This is a genomic window from Actinomycetospora endophytica (assembly GCF_021026375.1).
In the GTDB taxonomy this organism is placed as follows: domain Bacteria; phylum Actinomycetota; class Actinomycetes; order Mycobacteriales; family Pseudonocardiaceae; genus Actinomycetospora; species Actinomycetospora endophytica.
This window is the reverse complement of sequence record NZ_JAJNDB010000001.1, coordinates 1,431,317-1,449,639: the sequence shown is the minus strand read 5'-3', so window position 1 is coordinate 1,449,639 and position 18,323 is coordinate 1,431,317. Positions and strand designations below refer to the sequence as shown.

At 73.3% G+C, this 18,323-nt stretch carries 16 protein-coding genes; 8 read left to right on the top strand and 8 right to left on the bottom strand.

What is annotated here, in order from left to right; all coding sequences use genetic code 11:
* Positions 1-142 precede the first annotated feature (142 nt).
* From gyrB to dnaA, 6 genes are all read right to left on the bottom strand, one after another.
* On the bottom strand, positions 143-2,149 hold the full coding sequence (gene gyrB / locus LQ327_RS07005) for a DNA topoisomerase (ATP-hydrolyzing) subunit B (RefSeq protein WP_230730826.1): 2,007 nt from the start codon (positions 2,147-2,149) through the stop codon (positions 143-145).
* A 217-nt stretch (positions 2,150-2,366) separates the two neighbouring features.
* On the bottom strand, positions 2,367-2,972 hold the full coding sequence (locus LQ327_RS07000; RefSeq protein ID WP_372460617.1) for a DciA family protein: 606 nt from the start codon (positions 2,970-2,972) through the stop codon (positions 2,367-2,369).
* 277 nt (positions 2,973-3,249) lie between these two features.
* Complete coding sequence (gene recF, locus LQ327_RS06995) at positions 3,250-4,443, bottom strand: DNA replication/repair protein RecF (RefSeq protein ID WP_230730824.1); 1,194 nt, start codon at positions 4,441-4,443, stop codon at positions 3,250-3,252.
* Positions 4,444-4,451: 8 nt separating this feature from the next.
* The gene (gnd, locus tag LQ327_RS06990; RefSeq protein WP_230733132.1) at positions 4,452-5,351 is read right to left on the bottom strand and encodes a phosphogluconate dehydrogenase (NAD(+)-dependent, decarboxylating); all 900 of its coding nucleotides are present in this window, start codon (positions 5,349-5,351) and stop codon (positions 4,452-4,454) included.
* A gap of 136 nt (positions 5,352-5,487) precedes the next feature.
* Positions 5,488-6,720 carry a DNA polymerase III subunit beta gene (gene dnaN / locus LQ327_RS06985; RefSeq protein WP_230730823.1) on the bottom strand — a complete coding sequence of 411 codons (1,233 nt, stop codon included), beginning with the start codon at positions 6,718-6,720 and terminating at the stop codon, positions 5,488-5,490.
* Positions 6,721-7,606: 886 nt separating this feature from the next.
* Positions 7,607-9,325 (bottom strand): chromosomal replication initiator protein DnaA, encoded by a 1,719-nt coding sequence (gene dnaA, locus LQ327_RS06980; RefSeq protein ID WP_230730820.1) that lies wholly within the window; start codon positions 9,323-9,325, stop codon positions 7,607-7,609.
* 538 nt (positions 9,326-9,863) lie between these two features.
* On the opposite strand from dnaA, the gene rpmH reads away from it, so the two are divergent.
* From rpmH to LQ327_RS06940, 8 genes are all read left to right on the top strand, one after another.
* Positions 9,864-10,007 carry a 50S ribosomal protein L34 gene (rpmH, locus tag LQ327_RS06975; RefSeq protein ID WP_230730815.1) on the top strand — a complete coding sequence of 48 codons (144 nt, stop codon included), beginning with the start codon at positions 9,864-9,866 and terminating at the stop codon, positions 10,005-10,007.
* 32 nt (positions 10,008-10,039) lie between these two features.
* Positions 10,040-10,426, top strand: coding sequence for a ribonuclease P protein component (gene rnpA / locus LQ327_RS06970; RefSeq protein WP_230730812.1), 387 nt, complete (start codon positions 10,040-10,042; stop codon positions 10,424-10,426).
* A gap of 8 nt (positions 10,427-10,434) precedes the next feature.
* The gene (yidD, locus tag LQ327_RS06965) at positions 10,435-10,989 is read left to right on the top strand and encodes a membrane protein insertion efficiency factor YidD (RefSeq protein ID WP_308286265.1); all 555 of its coding nucleotides are present in this window, start codon (positions 10,435-10,437) and stop codon (positions 10,987-10,989) included.
* Positions 10,983-12,134 (top strand): membrane protein insertase YidC, encoded by a 1,152-nt coding sequence (gene yidC, locus LQ327_RS06960; RefSeq protein WP_230730810.1) that lies wholly within the window; start codon positions 10,983-10,985, stop codon positions 12,132-12,134. The genes yidD and yidC overlap by 7 nt, the downstream gene beginning before the upstream one ends.
* A gap of 159 nt (positions 12,135-12,293) precedes the next feature.
* Entirely contained in the window at positions 12,294-12,830 is a 537-nt protein-coding gene (locus tag LQ327_RS06955; protein ID WP_230730809.1) for a Jag family protein, read from the top strand.
* Between the two features lie 67 nt (positions 12,831-12,897).
* Positions 12,898-13,641 (top strand): 16S rRNA (guanine(527)-N(7))-methyltransferase RsmG, encoded by a 744-nt coding sequence (rsmG, locus tag LQ327_RS06950; RefSeq protein ID WP_372460650.1) that lies wholly within the window; start codon positions 12,898-12,900, stop codon positions 13,639-13,641.
* A gap of 152 nt (positions 13,642-13,793) precedes the next feature.
* Entirely contained in the window at positions 13,794-14,702 is a 909-nt protein-coding gene (locus LQ327_RS06945; protein WP_230733128.1) for a ParA family protein, read from the top strand.
* On the top strand, positions 14,699-15,772 hold the full coding sequence (locus LQ327_RS06940; RefSeq protein WP_230730795.1) for a ParB/RepB/Spo0J family partition protein: 1,074 nt from the start codon (positions 14,699-14,701) through the stop codon (positions 15,770-15,772). Before LQ327_RS06945 ends, LQ327_RS06940 begins: the two co-directional genes overlap by 4 nt.
* Positions 15,773-15,818: 46 nt before the next feature.
* Here LQ327_RS06940 and LQ327_RS06935 read toward each other — a convergent pair whose 3' ends face one another.
* Positions 15,819-16,790: a D-alanine--D-alanine ligase family protein gene (locus tag LQ327_RS06935; protein WP_230730792.1), complete on the bottom strand. Its 972-nt coding sequence runs from the start codon at positions 16,788-16,790 to the stop codon at positions 15,819-15,821.
* Positions 16,791-16,811: 21 nt separating this feature from the next.
* On the bottom strand, positions 16,812-18,215 hold the full coding sequence (locus LQ327_RS06930) for an aminotransferase-like domain-containing protein (RefSeq protein WP_230730790.1): 1,404 nt from the start codon (positions 18,213-18,215) through the stop codon (positions 16,812-16,814).
* Positions 18,216-18,323 lie beyond the last annotated feature (108 nt).

The window sequence follows — 18,323 nt, the reverse complement described above, 5'->3', positions numbered from 1 at the left end:
CGACGTGGCGCCTGGCCTCCTGGTGGCAAGAGGGGCACAGAGCTCGGGTCCGGCTGCCGTCGGGCCTGCGTCATGTACTGATGATCACCGGCGGAGACCCGCATCGGCGAGGGCCCGAGCCCCGGGCCCCGCCCGGCAACCGTCAGATGTCGAGGAAGCGGACGTCCTTGGCGTTGCGGGTGATGAACGAGCGCCGCGACTCCACGTCCTCGCCCATGAGCACGCTGAAGAGCTCGTCGGCGGTCGCCGCGTCGTCGAGCGTCACCTGCTGCATCATCCGCGTCGTGGGATCCATCGTGGTCTCCCAGAGCTCCTTGGCGTTCATCTCGCCGAGGCCCTTGTAGCGCTGGATGCCCTCGTCCTTGTTGATCTTCTTGCCGGCCGCGCGGCCGACCTCGAGCAGCCCGTCGCGCTCGCGGTCGGAGTACGCGAACTCCGGCTCGACGCCCCGCCCGCTCCACTTGATCTTGTAGAGCGGCGGCATCGCGAGGAAGACGTGGCCGTTCTCCACCAGCGGGCGCATGAAGCGGAACAGCAGCGTGAGCAGCAGCGTCCGGATGTGCTGGCCGTCGACGTCGGCGTCGGCCATCAGCACGATCTTGTGATAGCGCAGCTTCGCGAGGTCGAACTCGTCGTGGATGCCGGTGCCCAGCGCGGTGATGATCGACTGGACCTCGTTGTTCTTGAGGACACGGTCGATGCGGGCCTTCTCGACGTTGATGATCTTGCCGCGGATCGGCAGGATCGCCTGGAACATCGAGTCGCGGCCGGACTTCGCCGAACCGCCCGCCGAGTCGCCCTCGACGATGTAGACCTCGCTGCGGGTCGGGTCGTTCGAGCGGCAGTCGGCGAGCTTGCCGGGCAGGCCGCCGATGTCGCCCGCGGTCTTGCGCCGCACGAGCTCGCGCGCCTTGCGGGCCGCCAGCCGGGCCTGGGCCGAACCGACCGCCTTGTTGATGATCGTCTTGGCCTCGGCGGGGTTGCGCTCGAACCAGTCCGAGAGCCACTCGTTGCAGACGCGCTGGACGAAGGACTTCACCTCGGTGTTGCCGAGCTTGGTCTTCGTCTGACCCTCGAACTGCGGCTCCGCGACCTTGACCGACACGATCGCGGCGAGGCCCTCGCGGATGTCGTCGCCGGTCAGCGCCGGGTCCTTCTCCTTGATGAGCTTCTTGTCGCGGGCGTACCGGTTGACCGTGGTGGTCAGCGCCGAGCGGAAGCCCTCCTCGTGGGTGCCGCCCTCGCTGGTGTTGATGGTGTTGCAGAACGTGTAGACCGACTCCGAGTAGCCGGAGTTCCACTGCATCGCGACCTCGACCTGATGGCCGGTGCCCTCCGCCTGGAACGCCACCGGCTTCTTGTGGATCGGGTCCTTCGCGTGGTTGATGTAGGCGACGAAGTCCTCGAGCCCGCCCGGGTAGTGGAAGGTCCGCTCCTTGACCTTCGCGACGTAGCCCTCGGCGTCCGGCGCGTCGTCGACCTCGTGACCCTCGGCCTCGGTGTCGCCCTCCGGCTTGCGCTCGTCCCGCAGCGTGATGGTGAGGCCCTTGTTCAGGAAGGCCATCTCCTGCAGGCGGCGCGAGATCGTCTCGAAGTTGTACGAGACGGACTCGAAGATCGTCGGGTCGGCCCAGAACGTGATCGTCGTGCCGGTCTTCTTGGTCTTCCCGGCCTCGGTCAGCGGGCCGGGGCGCGCCTGCTCGTAGTGCTGGGTCCAGATCTGGCCGTCGCGGTGGATCTCGACGTCGAGGGCGGTGGACAGCGCGTTGACGACGCTGATGCCGACGCCGTGCAGACCACCGGAGACCGCGTACGACTTGTCGTCGAACTTGCCGCCGGCGTGCAGCATGGTCATGACCATCTCGACGGCCGGCTTCTTCTCGACCGGGTGGGTGTCCACCGGGATGCCGCGACCGTCGTCGATGACCGAGATGCCGCCGTCGGCCTGCATGGTCACGGTGACGCTCGTGGCGTAGCCCGCCATCGCCTCGTCGACCGAGTTGTCCACGGCCTCCCAGATGAGGTGGTGCAGACCGCGCTCACCGGTGGACCCGATGTACATGCCGGGCCGCTTGCGGACCGCCTCGAGGCCTTCGAGGACGGTGATGGACGACGCGCTGTAGTCGTTGTTCTTCTTCGCGGCAGCCACGGGCGTCTGAATCTCCCTACCTGAGCAGTCGGTGCGCCGACCCTGCCGACACCGGGTGAGGACAGTCGCGCACTCCTCCTACAGTCTACTGGTCGACCCACGCCAGAACGGGCCGGTCCGCCTGTTGAGCGCGTCGCAGAGCGCCTGGCGCGACTGCGGGAGGGTCCGACCGGCCGCCACGGGCCCCGCCGGCGTCCTGGGCCCGGACAGCGCGCGCTCAGCCGTACGTGTCGCGCGGGCCCCGACCGGAGACGTGCCGCGGGCCCCGCCGCCAGCTCGGTGCCGACGGACCGTGAATGCGCATGCCGGTGACGACGCCGTTGCCGAGGCCCGCCGCGATCTTCGCGAGGAGCTGGCGCTGGAGCAGGCGCAGCTGTGTCGCCCACGCCGTCGAGTCGGCCTGGACGGTCAGCTCGCCGTCGCGCAGGGCCGTCGGCGTGGCGTGCTCGGCGACCTCGGGGCCCACCAGCTCGGCCCAGCGGCCGAACACCGACCCGTTCGCGAGCTTCGGCGCCCACCCCCGCTGGGCCGAGAGCCGGGAGGCGACCCGGCCGAGCGGCTGCGGGTCGCGGTCGTCGGACCCCGCGCCCGACCAGGAGCGACGACGGCGTCGGGCGCCGTCGCCCGGGTCGCCCCGCCGGACGGTGCGTCGGGTCGCGCCGCGCGAGTCCCCGCCCCGCTCGGCCCGCCGGGCGCGGGCGGCGTCGAGGGCCGCACGGGCGATGTCGGCGCCGCGGGGCGCAGCGCCGTCGGCCGGGGCGGCGGGATCGGCGGAGTCACGGTCGGCGGCCGCCTCGGGGGACCCGGTCGAAGCAGGCTCCACCGGGTCCTCGACAACACCCTCGGTATCGGCCGCACGGCCGTCCGTGTGGCGCCGGGGACCGAGGCGGGCCGGCGGCAGCGCGACCGCGTCGCGGTCCGTACCCGGGGTGTGGACGGCGTTCCCCGGTCCACGTCGCAGGTCAGACCCCGGATCCGGGCCCTCGGAGGGGTCGAGACCGGCGATGCTGAACAAGTTGTCCACAGCATCCACAGGTCTGTCCCCAGAATCCGGGCCTTCTTCACCGATTCGGCTCATCAGTGCCCACTCCGATCATTCGTCACGAGGCGACCTCGTCACGCACCGTGCCGTCCTCGATGACGAAGCGTGCTCCCTCCAGGACAGCGGGCACGTCGTCGTCCACCGCCGCCGTCACCAGGACCTGTTCGGCGCGCGCCGCCGTTCGGGCGAGGGCCTCCCGGCGGCGTGAGTCCAGCTCGGCGAAGACGTCGTCGAGGATCAGCACCGGCTCCGAGCCCTCGGAGCGCAGCAGCTCGAACCCACCGAGGCGCAGGGCCAGGGCCAGCGCCCACGACTCGCCGTGGCTGGCGTAGCCCTTCGCCGGCCCGTCCCCGAGGGTGAGCTCCAGGTCGTCGCGGTGCGGGCCCACGAGCGAGACCCCGCGCTCGATCTCCTGGTCGCGGCGCCGGCCGATCTCCTCCAGCAGCTCCGTCTCGAGCTCCGCGGCGAGGGCGGCGTACCGCGGGCCGCCCGTCACGTCGTCGGGTTCGGCGTCCTCACCCGTGGGGGCGTCCGGCCCGGCCAGCGCGTCGACCGCCTCCACCCGGGAGCGGTAGCGCGCCCCGACCGGCACCGACTCCGGGGCGACGTCCGCGTACGCGGCGGTGACGTGCGGCGCGAGAGCCCGGGCGAGCAGGATCCGGCCCGCGGTGAGGGACGCCCCGGTGCGCGCGAGGTGGGCGTCCCACACCTCGAGCGTGCCCGCCTCCCGCGCGCCCCGGGCCGAGCGCGCGGACTTGAGCAGCGCCGACCGCTGCCGCAGCACCTTGTCGTACTCGCTGCGCACCCCCGCCCAGCGCGGGGCGCGCGCCACGAGGAGGTCGTCGAGGAAGGCCCGGCGCTCACCAGGGTCGCCGCGGACCAGGGCGAGGTCCTCGGGGGCGAACACCACCGTCCGGACGATGCCCAGGATCTCCCGCGGGCGGGGCACCGGGGACCGGTTGACGCGGGCGCGGTTCGCCTTGCCCGGCTGGATCTCCACCTGCACCGTGAGCTCGCGGCCCTCGTTCACCGCCGTCGCCCGCACGACCGCCGCGGCGGCCCCCCGCCGAACCAGCGGCGCGTCCGAGGACACCCGGTGCGAGGACAGCGTGGCGAGGTAGCCGACCGCCTCGACGAGGTTGGTCTTGCCCTGGCCGTTGGCGCCGACCAGCACGGTGACCCCGGGGGTGAGGCTCAGGTCGGCCTGCGGCCACGACCGGAAGTCGGTGACCGACAGCTCCCTCACGTACACGGTGTCGTCTAGCCGCCCGTCGGCGGCTCGTTGGCGGCCTCCCCGGCCTTGCGCGTGGCATGCCCGCCGAACTGGGCCCGCAGCGCGGCGACGGCCTTCATCGCCGGCGAGTCGGTCTGGCGCGAGGCGAACCGGGCGAACAGCGCCGCCGAGATCACCGGCAGCGGCACCGCGTGCACGATCGCCTCGTCCACCGTCCAGCGGCCCTCGCCGGAGTCCTCGGCGTAGCCGGTGATCTGGTCGAGGTGCGGGTCGGCCTCCAGCGCGCGGACCATGAGGTCGAGCAGCCAGCTGCGCACCACGGTGCCGCGGCTCCAGGCCTTCATCACCGCGCCGACGTCGGTCACCGGGCCGCCCGCCGAGAGCAGCTCGTAGCCCTCGGCGTAGGCCTGCATGAGGCCGTACTCGACACCGTTGTGGACCATCTTCGCGTAGTGCCCGGCCCCGACCGGCCCGGCGTGCGCGAACCCCTCCTCGCGGGGTCCCTCCGGGCGCAGCGCGTCGAAGACCGGCATGAGCCGCTCGATGTCGGCGTCGGCGCCGCCGGCCATGAGGCCGTAGCCCTCGGTGCGCCCCCACACGCCGCCGGACACCCCGCAGTCGGCGTAGTGGACGCCGTGGCCGGAGAGCAGCTCGGCGTGCTCGGTGTCGTCGGTGAAGCGGCTGTTGCCGCCGTCGACGACGAGGTCGCCCTCCTCCAGGAGGTCGGCGAGGCTGCGCACCGTCGAGTGCGTCGGCTCGCCCGAGGGCACCATGAGCCACACCGTGCGTGGTGCCGCCAGGGCCTTGACCAGCTCGCCGAGCGACTGCACGTCGCCCGACCCGTCGTTCGCGTACCCGACGACCTCGTGGCCGGCGGCGCGCAGCCGCTCGGCCATGTTGCCGCCCATCCGACCGAGCCCGACCATCCCCAGCTGCACCGCGATCCGCTCCCTCGTCCCCAGCGCCGGTTCCGTGCGTTCCCCGGCGGTGGCGCCGGGGCCGATCCCTTCGTACCCGCTCCCGGGCCGCCCGGTCACGGTGCGGCCCGGACGGGTCCGCTCATCAGCCGGGCAGGCGGACCGGCATGAGCAGGTAGAGGTACCCCGGGCGCGGCTCGGGGAGCTCGACGTCGCCGCCGGGGCCGGGCTCGACCGCCGTCGTCGAGGCCTCGTCGGTCCCCACCTCGCCCTCGGCGGGCGCGTCCTCGCCCGGCGCGGCGGCCGGGCGCAGCAGCGCGGGCCGGCTCGGGGTGGTGAACGACAGGTGGGCCGCGTCCGCGCCGAGCGCGCCGAGGCCGTCGAGCAGGTAGCCGGGGTTGAACGCGATCGTCAGCGGCTCACCGGCGAACGAGCACGGGAGCTGCTCCTCGGCGCTGCCCTCGTCGTCGCCGCCCGCGGTGAGCCGCAGCGAACCCTCGTCGAACTCGAGGCGGACCTGGGTGCCGCGCTCGGCGACCAGCGAGACGCGCTTGATGGCGTCGACGAGCGGGGCGATCTCGACGACCGCGGCCGAGGTGTGCTCCTTGGGGAGCAGCTGGCGGTAGCGGGGGAACTCGGCGTCGAGCAGCCGGGTGGTCGATCGGCGCCCTCCGCCGGAAAGCCCGAGCAGGCCGTCCCCGCGGCCCAGCGCCAGCTCGATCTTCGAGCCCGAGGCGGTCAGCGTCTTGGCCGCCTCGGAGAGCGTCTTGGCCGGCGCGAGGATGGCCGTGGACTCGCCGTCGGCGGACGTCGGGCCGTCCTCGCCGGGCTCCCAGGTGAACTCGCGGACCGCGAGACGGAAGCGGTCGGTGGCGGCCATCGTCAGCGACGGCCCGTCGATCTCGACGCGGATGCCGGTCAACATCGGCAGCGTGTCGTCCCGGCCGGCCGCGACGGCGACCTGCGAGACGGCCCGGGCGAAGACCTCCGGGGCGAGCTGCCCGACCACCGGGGGCATCTCGGGGAGCTGCGGGTAGTCCTCGGCGGACATCGTCGGGAGGCTGAAGCGGGCGTTCCCGCACGTCAGGGAGGCGCGAGGACCCTCGACCGTGATGTCGACCGGGTGCGGCGGCAGCGACCGGGTGATGTCGGCCAGCAGCCGGCCCGACACGAGCGCGCGACCACCGTCGCCGATCATGGCCGGGACCTCGACCCGGGCCGAGACCTCGTAGTCGAACCCCGACACGGTCAGGGCGCCGTCGTCCGCCGCGTCCAGCAGGACGCCGCCGAGCACCGGCACGGGCGCACGGCTGGGCAGGCTGCGCGCGACGAAGGCCACCGCGTCGGCGAAGGCGTCGCGCTCCACGCGGAACTTCATCGCTGTCCTCCAGGCATCGGACGAGAGGTGGGACGGACGGGATCGGGCAGGTCGTCACGGTAGAGCCTGACAGGGGGGTCCGACACTCCGGCCCTGTGCAGCGCCACGGCCCGCGACGCTCCCCAACCCTGGTCTTCTGTAGTTCCTCCTAGAGAGAAAGAACAGCAGTGACAGTAGGTCCTGTGGGCGCTGTGGAGTACCGGCGTCGACGCTGGTCGGAGTGATCGACGTGGTGTGGAGCGGGACGCGCCGGCGATCCCCGGATCCGGGGACGGATCGGCGTGTGGGGTGGACAACCGACGGTGGACGACCTCCGTCCCGGATCCGTCCACCCCTCGACGCACAGGTGTCCACAGACTTGTCCCCAACTGTGGGTCGATCGGGAGTCGAACGACTGCGCAGTGCAACCGGGGCACGACGGGCGGGGCCCGCCGGGCGAGGACCGGCCGTCCCGATGCGGTCGATCGGGTGCGGGACGTCCCGTCCGGTGGTCGGTGCCCGATCCGCTGTGACGCTGTGTGCAGAATCTGCCGGTGATCGCCGACGCGGGGTGACCACCGGCGGGCGGGGCGACAGCCGTCGACGATCACCGCCGTCGAGCGTCCGGCCCGTCGCAGGACGACGTGCGTGGGGTGCCGTTCGGCGCGACAGGCCGCAGGACGGGTGACGGAGAGCCGGGCGAGATGAGGGCCTTGTCGCGGTCTTCGGTGCTGCCCGGCCCGCCTTGTCGTTCGGATTCAGCGCGACAAGGCCGCCCTGGTGCCACTGGACGCCGCGACAGGACGGCCACGGCCGGCCGGCGAACCGTCCCCGGCGCCGCGACACGACGATCCGGTCGGGGCGGGAAACCGCAGGCGTCCCGGACTCGTGCGTGCCGGACCGGGGCTCAGCCCCGCGCGCGCTGCTTGATGCGCGCGGTGAGCTCCTGGACCTGCTCGTAGGTCCGGCGCCGCTCGGCCATCTCCTTGCGGATCTTCTTGTCCGCGTGCATGACCGTGGTGTGGTCGCGGTTGCCGAAGGTCTGGCCGATCCGCGGCAGCGAGAGGTCGGTGAGCTCGCGGCACAGGTACATCGCGATCTGGCGCGACAGCGCGAGCGCCTTCGTCTTCCCCGGGCCGGTGAGGTCGTCGATGGAGACCCCGTAGAACTCCGCGGTCACCGCCATGATCGTCGGCGCGGTGATCTCGGACTGGCGCGAGTCCGGGATGAGGTCGCGCAGCACGATCTCGGCGAGCTGGAGGTCGATCGGCTGCCGGTTCAGCGACGCGAACGCCGTGACCCGGATCAGCGCGCCCTCGAGCTCGCGGATGTTGCGCTCGATGCGGTCGGCGATGAACTCGAGGACCTCGGGCGGCGCGGCCATCCGCTCGCCGGCGGCCTTCTTGCGCAGGATGGCGATCCGGGTCTCCAGCTCGGGCGGCTGGATGTCGGTGATCAGGCCCCACTCGAACCGCGTCCGGAGCCGGTCCTCGAGAGTCTCCAGGCGCTTCGGCGGCCGGTCGGAAGAGACGACGATCTGCTTGTTCGCGTTGTGCAGCGTGTTGAAGGTGTGGAAGAACTCCTCCTGGGTCCCTTCCTTGCCCTCCAGGAACTGGATGTCGTCGACCAGCAGCACGTCGACGTCCCGGTAACGCCGCTGGAACGCGATCTTGCGGTCGTCGCGCAGCGAGTTGATGAAGTCGTTGGTGAACTCCTCGGTCGACACGTAGCGCACGCGCATGCCGGAGAAGAGGCGCTGGGCGTAGTGCCCGACGGCGTGCAGCAGGTGCGTCTTGCCGAGTCCGGAGTCGCCCCAGACGAAGAGCGGGTTGTAGGCCCGCGCGGGGGCCTCGGCGACCGCGACCGCCGCGGCGTGGGCGAAGCGGTTCGAGGCGCCGATGACGAAGGTGTCGAAGAGGTACTTCTCGTTGAGCCGGGTCTGCGAGCGGGGCGCGCCGCGCGCGTCGCCGCCGGTGGGCTCGGGGGAGGCGATGGCGCCGTCCCCGTCGATCCGGCCCGGCGTCGGGGTCCGCCCCGGCGGGCTCCAGATCTCGTGCACGGCGGCGAGGCCGTCGTTGACCTCGTCGACCTCCTCCTCGGGGTGCGCCTGGTCCGGGTTGTGGGTTACCTGCCCGACGCCCGCCGCGGCCGCGATCGCGTCGGCGCGGTGCGAGCGGTGGTGGTCCGGGGCCGAGCCGGTCAGGTACCCGGTGTCGGGTCCGCCGTCGTCGTAGCCCTGGCCGAAGGTCGTCGGGGCGTAGCCGCCGTCGCCCGCGAGCGCGGCGCCGGCGTTGCCGGGCAGCCGCGGCAGCGGCGAGGTCTCCGGTCCCGACTCGGCGGACGACCGGGCGCTGTGGTCCACCCGGACGGCGAGCTGGACCGGGCGGCCGATGTGGCGGGAGAGGGCGTCGACGATCGGGTCGCGCAGCGCCCGCTCGATCGCCTCCTTGGCGAACTCGCTCGGCGCGGCGAGCAGTGCGGTGTCGTCGAGGAGGCCGAGGGGGCGCGTGACGCGGACCCACGCGCGCTGCTGCGCGGACAGCGCGGGCCCGTCGGCGGAGCCGGACGTGAGCTCCGTGACGACGCGGGTCCAGGTCTCGTCGAGATCGGAGAGTTGGTCCGACATGGCCGACCCTCCCTGAAGTCCGTCCCCCTGCGCACCCGGTCTCCTGGTGAGTCCGCGCACGTCACGCCCGTGATCGCGCACGAATCCACAGAGTTGTCCACAACTGTGCACGACGTGCGCGCGACGGCGGCGCGAGCCCCCGCCCCCAGGGTTCGCACCGAGTATGCCGCCTGGGGCGGCAGGTCCGGTTCCGTGGCCCCGGGACGACGCCGACCGCCGGAGCCTGACCACGGAAACGACCGCGGGGACCCATCGATGCGGCTGGAGCGTTGGCGGGGTGCGAGACGCTAACAAGGCCTCGCGCCGGGCCACAACCTCTCCCGGCCACCCGTCCGGCCGTCAGTGGGCGGACGATCCTGATCATCCTGCCGGTCGGGCGCCGGGGCCCGCCGTGGGGGGTGGGGCGAGGTCTCGGCTACGCTGGTCACGACCGGATCCGGGTCCGCCACGCCCAGGGAACGCCCTGGGGCTTCGGCGTGCACCCGGCACAGCCGCGCTCCCCCGACACCGGGGTGAGCTGACGCAGGAGTTCTCAGTCGTGGCCAAGGGCAAGCGCACGTTCCAGCCGAACAACCGTCGTCGGTCGAAGACCCACGGCTTCCGGCTGCGGATGAGCACGCGCGCCGGTCGTGCGGTGCTGGCGAACCGGCGCCGCAAGGGCCGTTCCGCCCTCAGCGCCTGACGGCCCGCACCCGACCCGCCGGGCTCGAGTCCGTGCTGCCGCGCCCGTGCCGGGTCCGTCGGCCCGACGACTTCCGGCGGATCCTGCGTCGCGGCCGCAAGGCCGGCCGGCGCCGGTTGTCGGTGCACGTCCTGACCGGTGACGACGACGGGTCGCGCGCCGGCTTCGTCGTCGGGCGCACCGTCGGTGGCTCGGTCGAGCGACACCGGGTGACCCGCCGACTGCGACACCTGGTGGGCGAGCGCCTCGCGGGCCTCCCGGACGGGACCGCGCTGGTCGTCCGGGCGCACCCGGCGGCGGCGGGGTCGTCCTCGGCCGAGCTCGGCGCCGACCTCGACGCGGCCCTGCGGCGGCTGGGGTTCACCCCGGACCCGCGCCCCGCGGAGTGTCCGGGGCCGGCCGTCGTCGGGTCCGGGTAGACCGGCCGATGGGTACGACGACCGCGTGGTCGCGTACCGACGACGGTCGCCCTCCCGGCCCGTCGCGGGCACCATGGTCGCTGGGGCCGGTCGCAGGCCCCGGCGAGCTCCGCGATCACGACGCGGCGTGGTTTCACGGGAAACCGACGGGAGTGGGCGACGTGGAGATCGGGACACCGGCGCTGCCGGACTCGCCCCCGGGCCCGGCCGCCCGGCTGCTGATCGCCGTCCTCGGCGTCTACCGACGCTGGATCTCCCCGCTGTTCCTCCCCCATTGCCGCTTCCACCCGAGCTGCAGCGCCTACGCCGTCGAGGCGCTCCGGGTCCACGGAGTCCTCCGGGGCACGGGACTGGCCACCGTGCGCCTGCTCAAGTGCGCGCCCTGGCACCCTGGGGGTCTGGACCCCGTACCTCCACGTCGGAGCCGCGACCCGGACGGCGTCGTCGTCCCGGAACCGGTCCCTGACCCACCCGGGGCGGGCGGACCACCCGCCGACCCGTCTGACCGCACTGCCCCCCGGGGAGCCGGAGCCCCCATCAGCGAGGAGCAAGCGAAGTGCTGAACTTCATCTACTACCCGGTGTCGGCCATCCTGTGGTTCTGGCACAAGGTGTTCGGCTTCGCGCTGGGCGCCGACAACGGGTTCGCCTGGGCGCTGTCGGTCATCTTCCTGGTCTTCACGCTGCGCGCGCTGCTGTTCAAGCCGTTCGTCAGCCAGGTCCGCTCGATGCGGAAGATGCAGGAGTTCCAGCCGCAGATCAAGAAGCTGCAGGAGAAGTACAAGAACGACAAGCAGAAGCTCGCGGAGGAGATGCAGAAGCTCCAGAAGGAGCACGGCGTCAACCCGCTGGGCGGCTGCCTGCCGGTCCTCGTGCAGCTGCCGGTGTTCATCGGTCTGTTCCACGTGCTGCGGGGCTTCCAGCCGAACTACCCGTACAACTACGTCTTCAGCCGCGCCGACGTCGTCTCCTTCAACAACGCCGACATCCTCGGCGTGAAGCTCTCGGAGGCGATCTCCGGCGGCACCCAGGAGCTCGGCCACTTCTCGCTGAACTTCTCCAGCTTCAACGCGCACGTCATCCCGGTGGCGCTGCCGCTGATGATCATCGCCAGCGTCGCGACCCACTTCACCGCCCGCATCTCGGTGCAGCACCAGACGGCGGCCTCCGCGGCGAACCCGCAGGCCGCGATCATGCAGAAGCTGACGATGTGGCTCTTCCCCATCGGCGTGCTGGTGTTCGGTGCCTTCTTCCCGATTGCGATCCTGCTGTACTGGCTCTCCAACAACTCCTGGACGCTGACCCAGCAGTGGTACGTGTACGGGAAGATCGCCCGCGAGGAGCAGGAGCGGCGCGCACAGGCGGCCGAGCAGCGCGACCTGCTCGCCCCGAAGCCCGGCCAGAAGCCCAAGCGGCCCGAGGAGCTGGAGTCGTCGGCCGAGCCCGAGGACGCCCCCGCGGACGAGCCGGTGGACGCCCCGTCGGGCGCCGCGAACGGCGCCGTCGGCACCACGCCGAAGCCCGGCGCCCGCCCGGCCTCGGGCAAGGGCAGCGGCCGGGCGGCGCCCGGCAAGGTGTCCTCGCCGGCGGGGAAGAACGGGTCCGGGAAGAACGGCTCCCCCGGCAAGAACAACGGCGGCCGGTCCGGCCAGCAGCTCGCCTCGTCCGGACGCCCGGGCGGCGGCAAGAAGTCGAAGAAGCGACGCTGACCCCGGCCGGCCCGGTGTCCCCCCGGGACCCGGAGCCCGCCCGGGGCGCTCGCCCACCACCCCCCATTCCCCACCCCCGAGCGCCGTGCCTCGACCGTCGAGGATCGGTGAGCCGGGAACCGGAGGGCCGCCCGCGGCCCCGGCGAGAGGAGACAAGCCGTGTCCGAGACCCTGGAGTCGGACGGCCGCGCAGAGGATGCCGCGCCGAACGAGGGCGCCGAGCGCTCCAGCCAGGACGTCCTGGTGCGCGAGGGCGACATCGCCGGTGACTACCTCGAGCGCCTCCTCGACATCCTCGACTTCGACGGGGACATCGACCTCGACGTGGAGGCCGGGCGCGCGATCGTGAGCATCGACGGCGGCAAGGACCTCGAGAAGCTCGTCGGGCAGCGCGGTGACGTCCTGGAGGCCCTCCAGGAGCTGACGCGCCTGGCGGTGCAGCAGTCGACCGGCACCCGCAACCGGCTGATGCTCGACATCGCCGGCTGGCGCTCGAACCGGCGCTCGGAGCTGACCGAGCTCGGCAGGCGGGCGGCGGAGGAGGTCAAGGAGAGCGGCGAGAGCCAGAAGCTCCGGCCGATGACGCCGTTCGAGCGCAAGATCGTGCACGACGCGGTCGCGAGCGTCGACGGCGTCCACAGCGAGAGCGAGGGCGAGGAGCCCCGTCGTCGCGTGGTCGTTCTCCCCGGCAGCTGAGCATGGACGGCGCGGCGACGGCCCGCGTTTCACGTGGAACGCGCTCCCGGGGACGGCAGGCGTGACGATCGACGGGCAGGACCATGCGCCCGCGGGGGACGGCTCCGGCGAGACCGGACCGACCGAGCCCACCGCGGAGGCGGTGGAGCTCTTCGGGGACGCGCTCCCCCGTGCCCGGCAGTACGCGGACCTGCTCGCCGGGCCCGGACGCGAGCAGGGTGTGATCGGGCCGCGGGAGCTACCCCGGATCTGGGACCGGCACCTGGTCAACTCCGCCTACGTGGGCCGGGTGGTGCCACCGGCCTCGACGGTGCTCGACGTCGGGTCGGGTGCGGGCCTCCCCGGCATCCCGCTGGCCCTCGCGCGGCCGGACCTGACCGTCACCCTCCTGGAGCCGATGGCCCGTCGGGTGGCGTGGCTGGAGGAGGTCGTGGCGACCCTGGGACTCGAGGTCGTCGTCCGTCGTGGGCGGGCGGAGGAGCGGGAGACCCGGCGGGCGTGCGGGGAGTTCGACGTGGTGACGGCGCGGGCCGTGGCGCCGATCGGGCGTCTCGCCACATGGACGATGCCCCTCGTCCGGGCGGGTGGGAGACTCGCGGCGCTCAAGGGCGCGAGCGCGCACGACGAGGTGCGGCGCGATGCGGTCGACCTCCGCGCCGCCGGAGCCGGCGACGTCGAGGTCGTGACGTGCGGCGCGGGAGACGCCACGACGCACATCGTGGTGGTACATCGAACGGAGCGGCGAACTGCTGCCGGCTCGGGTCCCGGTGCGGGGCGCCGCGGTCGTGGCAGGAAGGATCGATCCTCGTGACCGAAGGACATGGCGGCGTTCCACGTGAAACGCGGCGCGGCCCCGACCGGTCGAGCGCCGAGAAGGTGCGTGAGGCCGTCAGCGACGCCGTGTCGACGGTGGGCGCGGGCGTGCTCGGGGCGGGCGAGGTCATCTACGGCGACGGCGGCGGCATGACGCCCATCGCCGAGGAGGCCGCCCGGGCCGCCCGGGTGCTCCACCCCGAGGACCACCGGATGCCTCGTCCCGCCCACCGGCGGGTCATCACCGTGGCCAACCAGAAGGGCGGGGTCGGCAAGACGACCAGCACCGTCAACCTGGCCGCCGCGCTCGCCCTGCACGGGGCCCGGGTGCTCGTCGTCGACCTCGACCCGCAGGGCAACGCGAGCACCGCGCTCGGCGTCGACCACCGCAGCGGTGTCCCCTCGATCTACGAGGTGCTCATCGGCGAGATCACGCTCGACCAGGCCGCGCAGGTCTGCGACCGGTCGCAGGACCTCTACTGCGTGCCCGCCACGATCGACCTGGCCGGCGCGGAGATCGAGCTGGTGTCGATGATGAATCGGGAGTCCAGGCTGCGGCAGGCGCTCTCCACCGAGGCGCTCGACCGGCTCGACGTCGACTACGTGCTGGTCGACTGTCCCCCGTCGCTCGGCCTGCTCACGTTGAACGCGATGGTCGCGGCCCCCGAGGTGCTGATCCCGATCCAGTGCGAGTACTACGCGCTGGAGGGCCTCTCGCAGCTGCTGAGCAACATCGGGCTGGTGCAGTCCCACCTGAACCCGTCGCTGCACGTCTCGACGATCCTGCTGACCATGTACGACGGGCGCACGAAGCTCGCCGACCAGGTCACGCACGAGGTCCGGGACCACTTCGGCGACATCGTGCTGCGGACCGTCATCCCGCGCAGCGTCAAGGTCAGCGAGGCGCCCGGCTTCGGGCAGACCGTGCTGACCTACGACCCGGGGTCGCGCGGCGCGATGAGCTACCTCGACGCGGCGCGGGAGTTCGCCATGCGCGCCGCCGTCGCCGAACGCCGCACGGAATCGGCCGCCGCGAGCAGCACGGGGGATCACGGATGACCGAACGTCGAGGGGGCCTCGGCCGCGGCCTGGCCGCGCTGATCCCGACCGGACCGCCCGAGACCGACGAACGGCCGGGGGTGGGCAGCCGCGCGGCCGACGTCGTCATCGGCCAGCGCTCTCCCATCCACTCGGAGTCCGCCAACGGGACGGCGCCGACCACGGCGAACCGCCGGGCGCCGGGCCCCGGCGACGACGGCGGCGAGGTCGCCGGCGCGGTCTACCGCGAGGTCCGCGTCGACGGCATCCGCGCCAACCCGCGCCAGCCGCGCACGGTCTTCGACGAGGAGGCCCTCGCGGAGCTCGAGCACTCCGTGCGCGAGTTCGGGCTGCTGCAGCCGATCGTCGTGCGCGAGCTCGACGAGCCCGAGCCCGGCGAGGCCGGCGCCGAGGTCACCCACGAGCTCGTCATGGGCGAGCGTCGCTGGCGGGCGGCCCAGCGGGCCGGGCTCGCGCACATCCCGGCGATCGTGCGCAAGACCGCCGACGACGACCTGCTGCGCGACGCGCTGCTCGAGAACATCCACCGTGTCCAGCTCAACCCGCTGGAGGAGGCGGCCGCCTACCAGCAGCTGCTCACCGAGTTCGACGTGACGCACGAGCAGCTCGCGGACCGCATCGGCCGCAGCAGGCCGGCGATCACGAACACCATCCGGCTGCTCCGGCTGCCGGTGGCGGTACAGCGCCGGGTGGCCGCGGGCGTCCTCTCGGCGGGCCACGCCCGGGCGCTGCTCGGTGTCGAGGACACCGGGGCGCAGGAGGAGCTGGCCGCGCGCATCGTCGCCGAGGGGATGTCGGTGCGTGCCGCCGAGGAGGCCGTGACCCTCGCCCGGGGCGACCAGGAGTCGTCGTCGGCGAAGCGCCGCTCCCCCGCCCGCAAGCCGCTGCACGCCCCGGGCCTCCAGGACCTCGCCGAGCGGCTCTCGGACGCCTACGACACCCGCGTGAAGGTCGAGCTCGGCCAGCGCAAGGGCCGGATCGTCGTCGAGTTCGGTTCGGTCGAGGATCTGGAGCGCATTGCCCGTCTGATGGGCCCGGAGGGCACTTCGGGCCCATCACCCTCGGAGTGATCCACGAAGCCGTCAGCGGCGATCTCAGGGCGCCCTGAGATCGCCGCTACGCCTCGGCGCCCCGGGCGACGGCGCGGTCGACGAGCCGGGTGAAGACCTCTCCGAGGTCCCGGCCGGCGGCGGCGACCGCCCGCGGCAGCAGTGAGTTCTCGGTCAGTCCCGGCGACACGTTCACCTCGAGGACCTGCACGCGGCCGCCGGCGTCGACGATGGCGTCGGTCCGGGACAGGTCGCGCAGCCCGAGGGCGCGGTGCGCGGCGACGGCGGCCGCGGCGACCCGCTCGGCGGTCTCGTCGGGGAGCCGGGCCGGGCCGTGGAAGCGGGTCAGCCCCGCCGTGTAGCGGGCGGTGTAGTCGTAGACGCCGTTGCCGGGCTCGACCTCGACGGCGGGCAGCGCGACCGGACCCTCGCCGGTGTCGACCACCGACACCGCCACCTCGACGCCGTCGACGAACCGTTCCACGAGGACGGTGTCGCCGTAGGCGAGGGCGCCGACCATCGCCGACGGGAGCTCCGCGGCGTCGCGGACGACCTGCGCCCCCAGCGCGGAGCCGCCCTGGTCGGGCTTGAGCATCAGGGGCAGGCCGAGCTTCCCGACGAGCGCGTCGAGGACGCCGGCCGCACCGAGCTCGCGGAACGTGGACTGCGGCAGCGCCACCCAGGCCGGGGTGTCGAGCCCCGCCCGGAGCAGCTCGGCCTTGGCCGAGGGCTTGTCGTGCGCCCGGCGGCAGGCGCGTGCCTCGGTGCCCACGTACGGCACCCCGAGCAGCTCCAGGACGCTCTGCACCGCCCCGTTCTCGCCCTCGCCGCCGTGCAGCGCGACGACGACCGCGTCCGGCCGGGACGAGTTCAGCCGACCCAGCAGGGCCGCGTCGGTGTCCCACTCGTCCACGGCGGCGCCCGCGTCGCGCAGGGCGGCGGCGATCCGCCGCCCCGAGCGCAACGAGACCTCCCGCTCGTGGGAGAGGCCGCCGGCGAGCACGGCGACGGTGCGGTCGGTCCTGGCCGGGTCGGTCACGGCCGGGACCCTAATCCGCGATCATGCGGTGTCGACGGCGGGTGCCTGGGGGCCTCCGGGCGTCCCGTGACGGGGCCCCGCGACGCCGAAGGTCCGTAGCAGGTCCAGCTCGCCGTCGAGCACCCCGGCGAGGCGGCGCACGCCCTCGGTGATCCGCTCCGGCGGCGGGTAGCAGAACGACAGGCGCATGTGCCGGCTGCCGGAGCCGTCCGCGTGGAAGCCCGTCCCGGACGCGTACGCGACCCGTGCGGTGACGGCCCGCGGCAGCATCGCGCGGGTGTCGACGCCCTCCGGGACCGTGGCCCACACGAAGAACCCGCCCTGCGGACGCGTCCAGCGGCACCCGTCGGGCAGGTGGGTCTCCAGCGCGCCGAGCATCGCCTCGCAGCGCTCCCGGTACATCTCCCGGAACGACTTCACCAGACTGCGCCAGTCGTGCGTCGCGAGGTAGCGCGAGACGACGAGCTGGGTGAACGCGGGCGGGCACAGCGTGGCCGACTCCGCCGCGAGGACGAGCTTGTCCCGGATCCCGTGCGGGGCGAGCGCCCAGCCGACGCGCAGGCCGGACGCGAAGATCTTGGAGAAGGAGCCGAGGTAGACGACGTTCTCCGGGTCCATCGAGCGCAGCGACGGGTAGGTCTGGCCGTCGAAGCCGAGCAGCCCGTACGGGTTGTCCTCGACGATCAGCACCCCGTGGCGCCGGCACAGCTCCACGATCTCCGGGCGGCGGTCCGCGGCGAGGCTGACGCCGACCGGGTTGTGGAAGTTCGGCACCGTGTAGAGGAACTTGGCGCGCCTGCCCTCGCGGGCCAGCCGCTGCAGCGCCTCGTCGAGCGCCGCGGGGATCAGCCCGTCGTCGTCCATGGCGACGTGGCGGACCTCGGCCTGGTAGGCCGCGAACGAGCCCAGCGCGCCGACGTAGGACGGCGACTCGGCGAGCACGACGTCGCCCGGGTCGACGAACAGGCGGGTGAGCATGTCGAGGGCCGACTGCGAGCCGACCGTGACCACGACGTCGTCGGGTGCGAACCCGCCGGTGGCGCCCAGGCTGCCGGCCTCGAACGCCATCACGTCGCCGATCTGCTCCCGCAGCACCGGCACGCCCTGGGCCGAGCCGTACTGCAGGGCGCTCTGCCCCTCGGCGGCGACGAGGCCGGCGACCTCCACCGACAGCGACTCCAGTGGGAGCGCGGCGAGGTTCGGCATGCCGCCGGCGAGCGAGACCACCTCCGGCCGGCTGGCCACCGCGAACAGCGCGCGGATCTCGGAGGCGGTCATCCCGGCGGTCCGGGCGGCGTACCGGTCCAGGTGAGGGTCGCCGGCGTCGCCCGCGGCGCGTGCGTCGCCCTCCGCGGCCGCTCCCGCCGCCGCCGCGCCCGTCCCGAGGGATCCGGTGGTGCGGGGGTCGGGCGGCATCGCGGTCATCGGCGACTCTCCGTGATCATGGCGGGAGGGATCGCCGTCCGACTGTACGCGGTCGGGTCGCGGGCCCGTGCGAGGCTCGGCACCGACCGCGCCACGATCGGTGGCGCC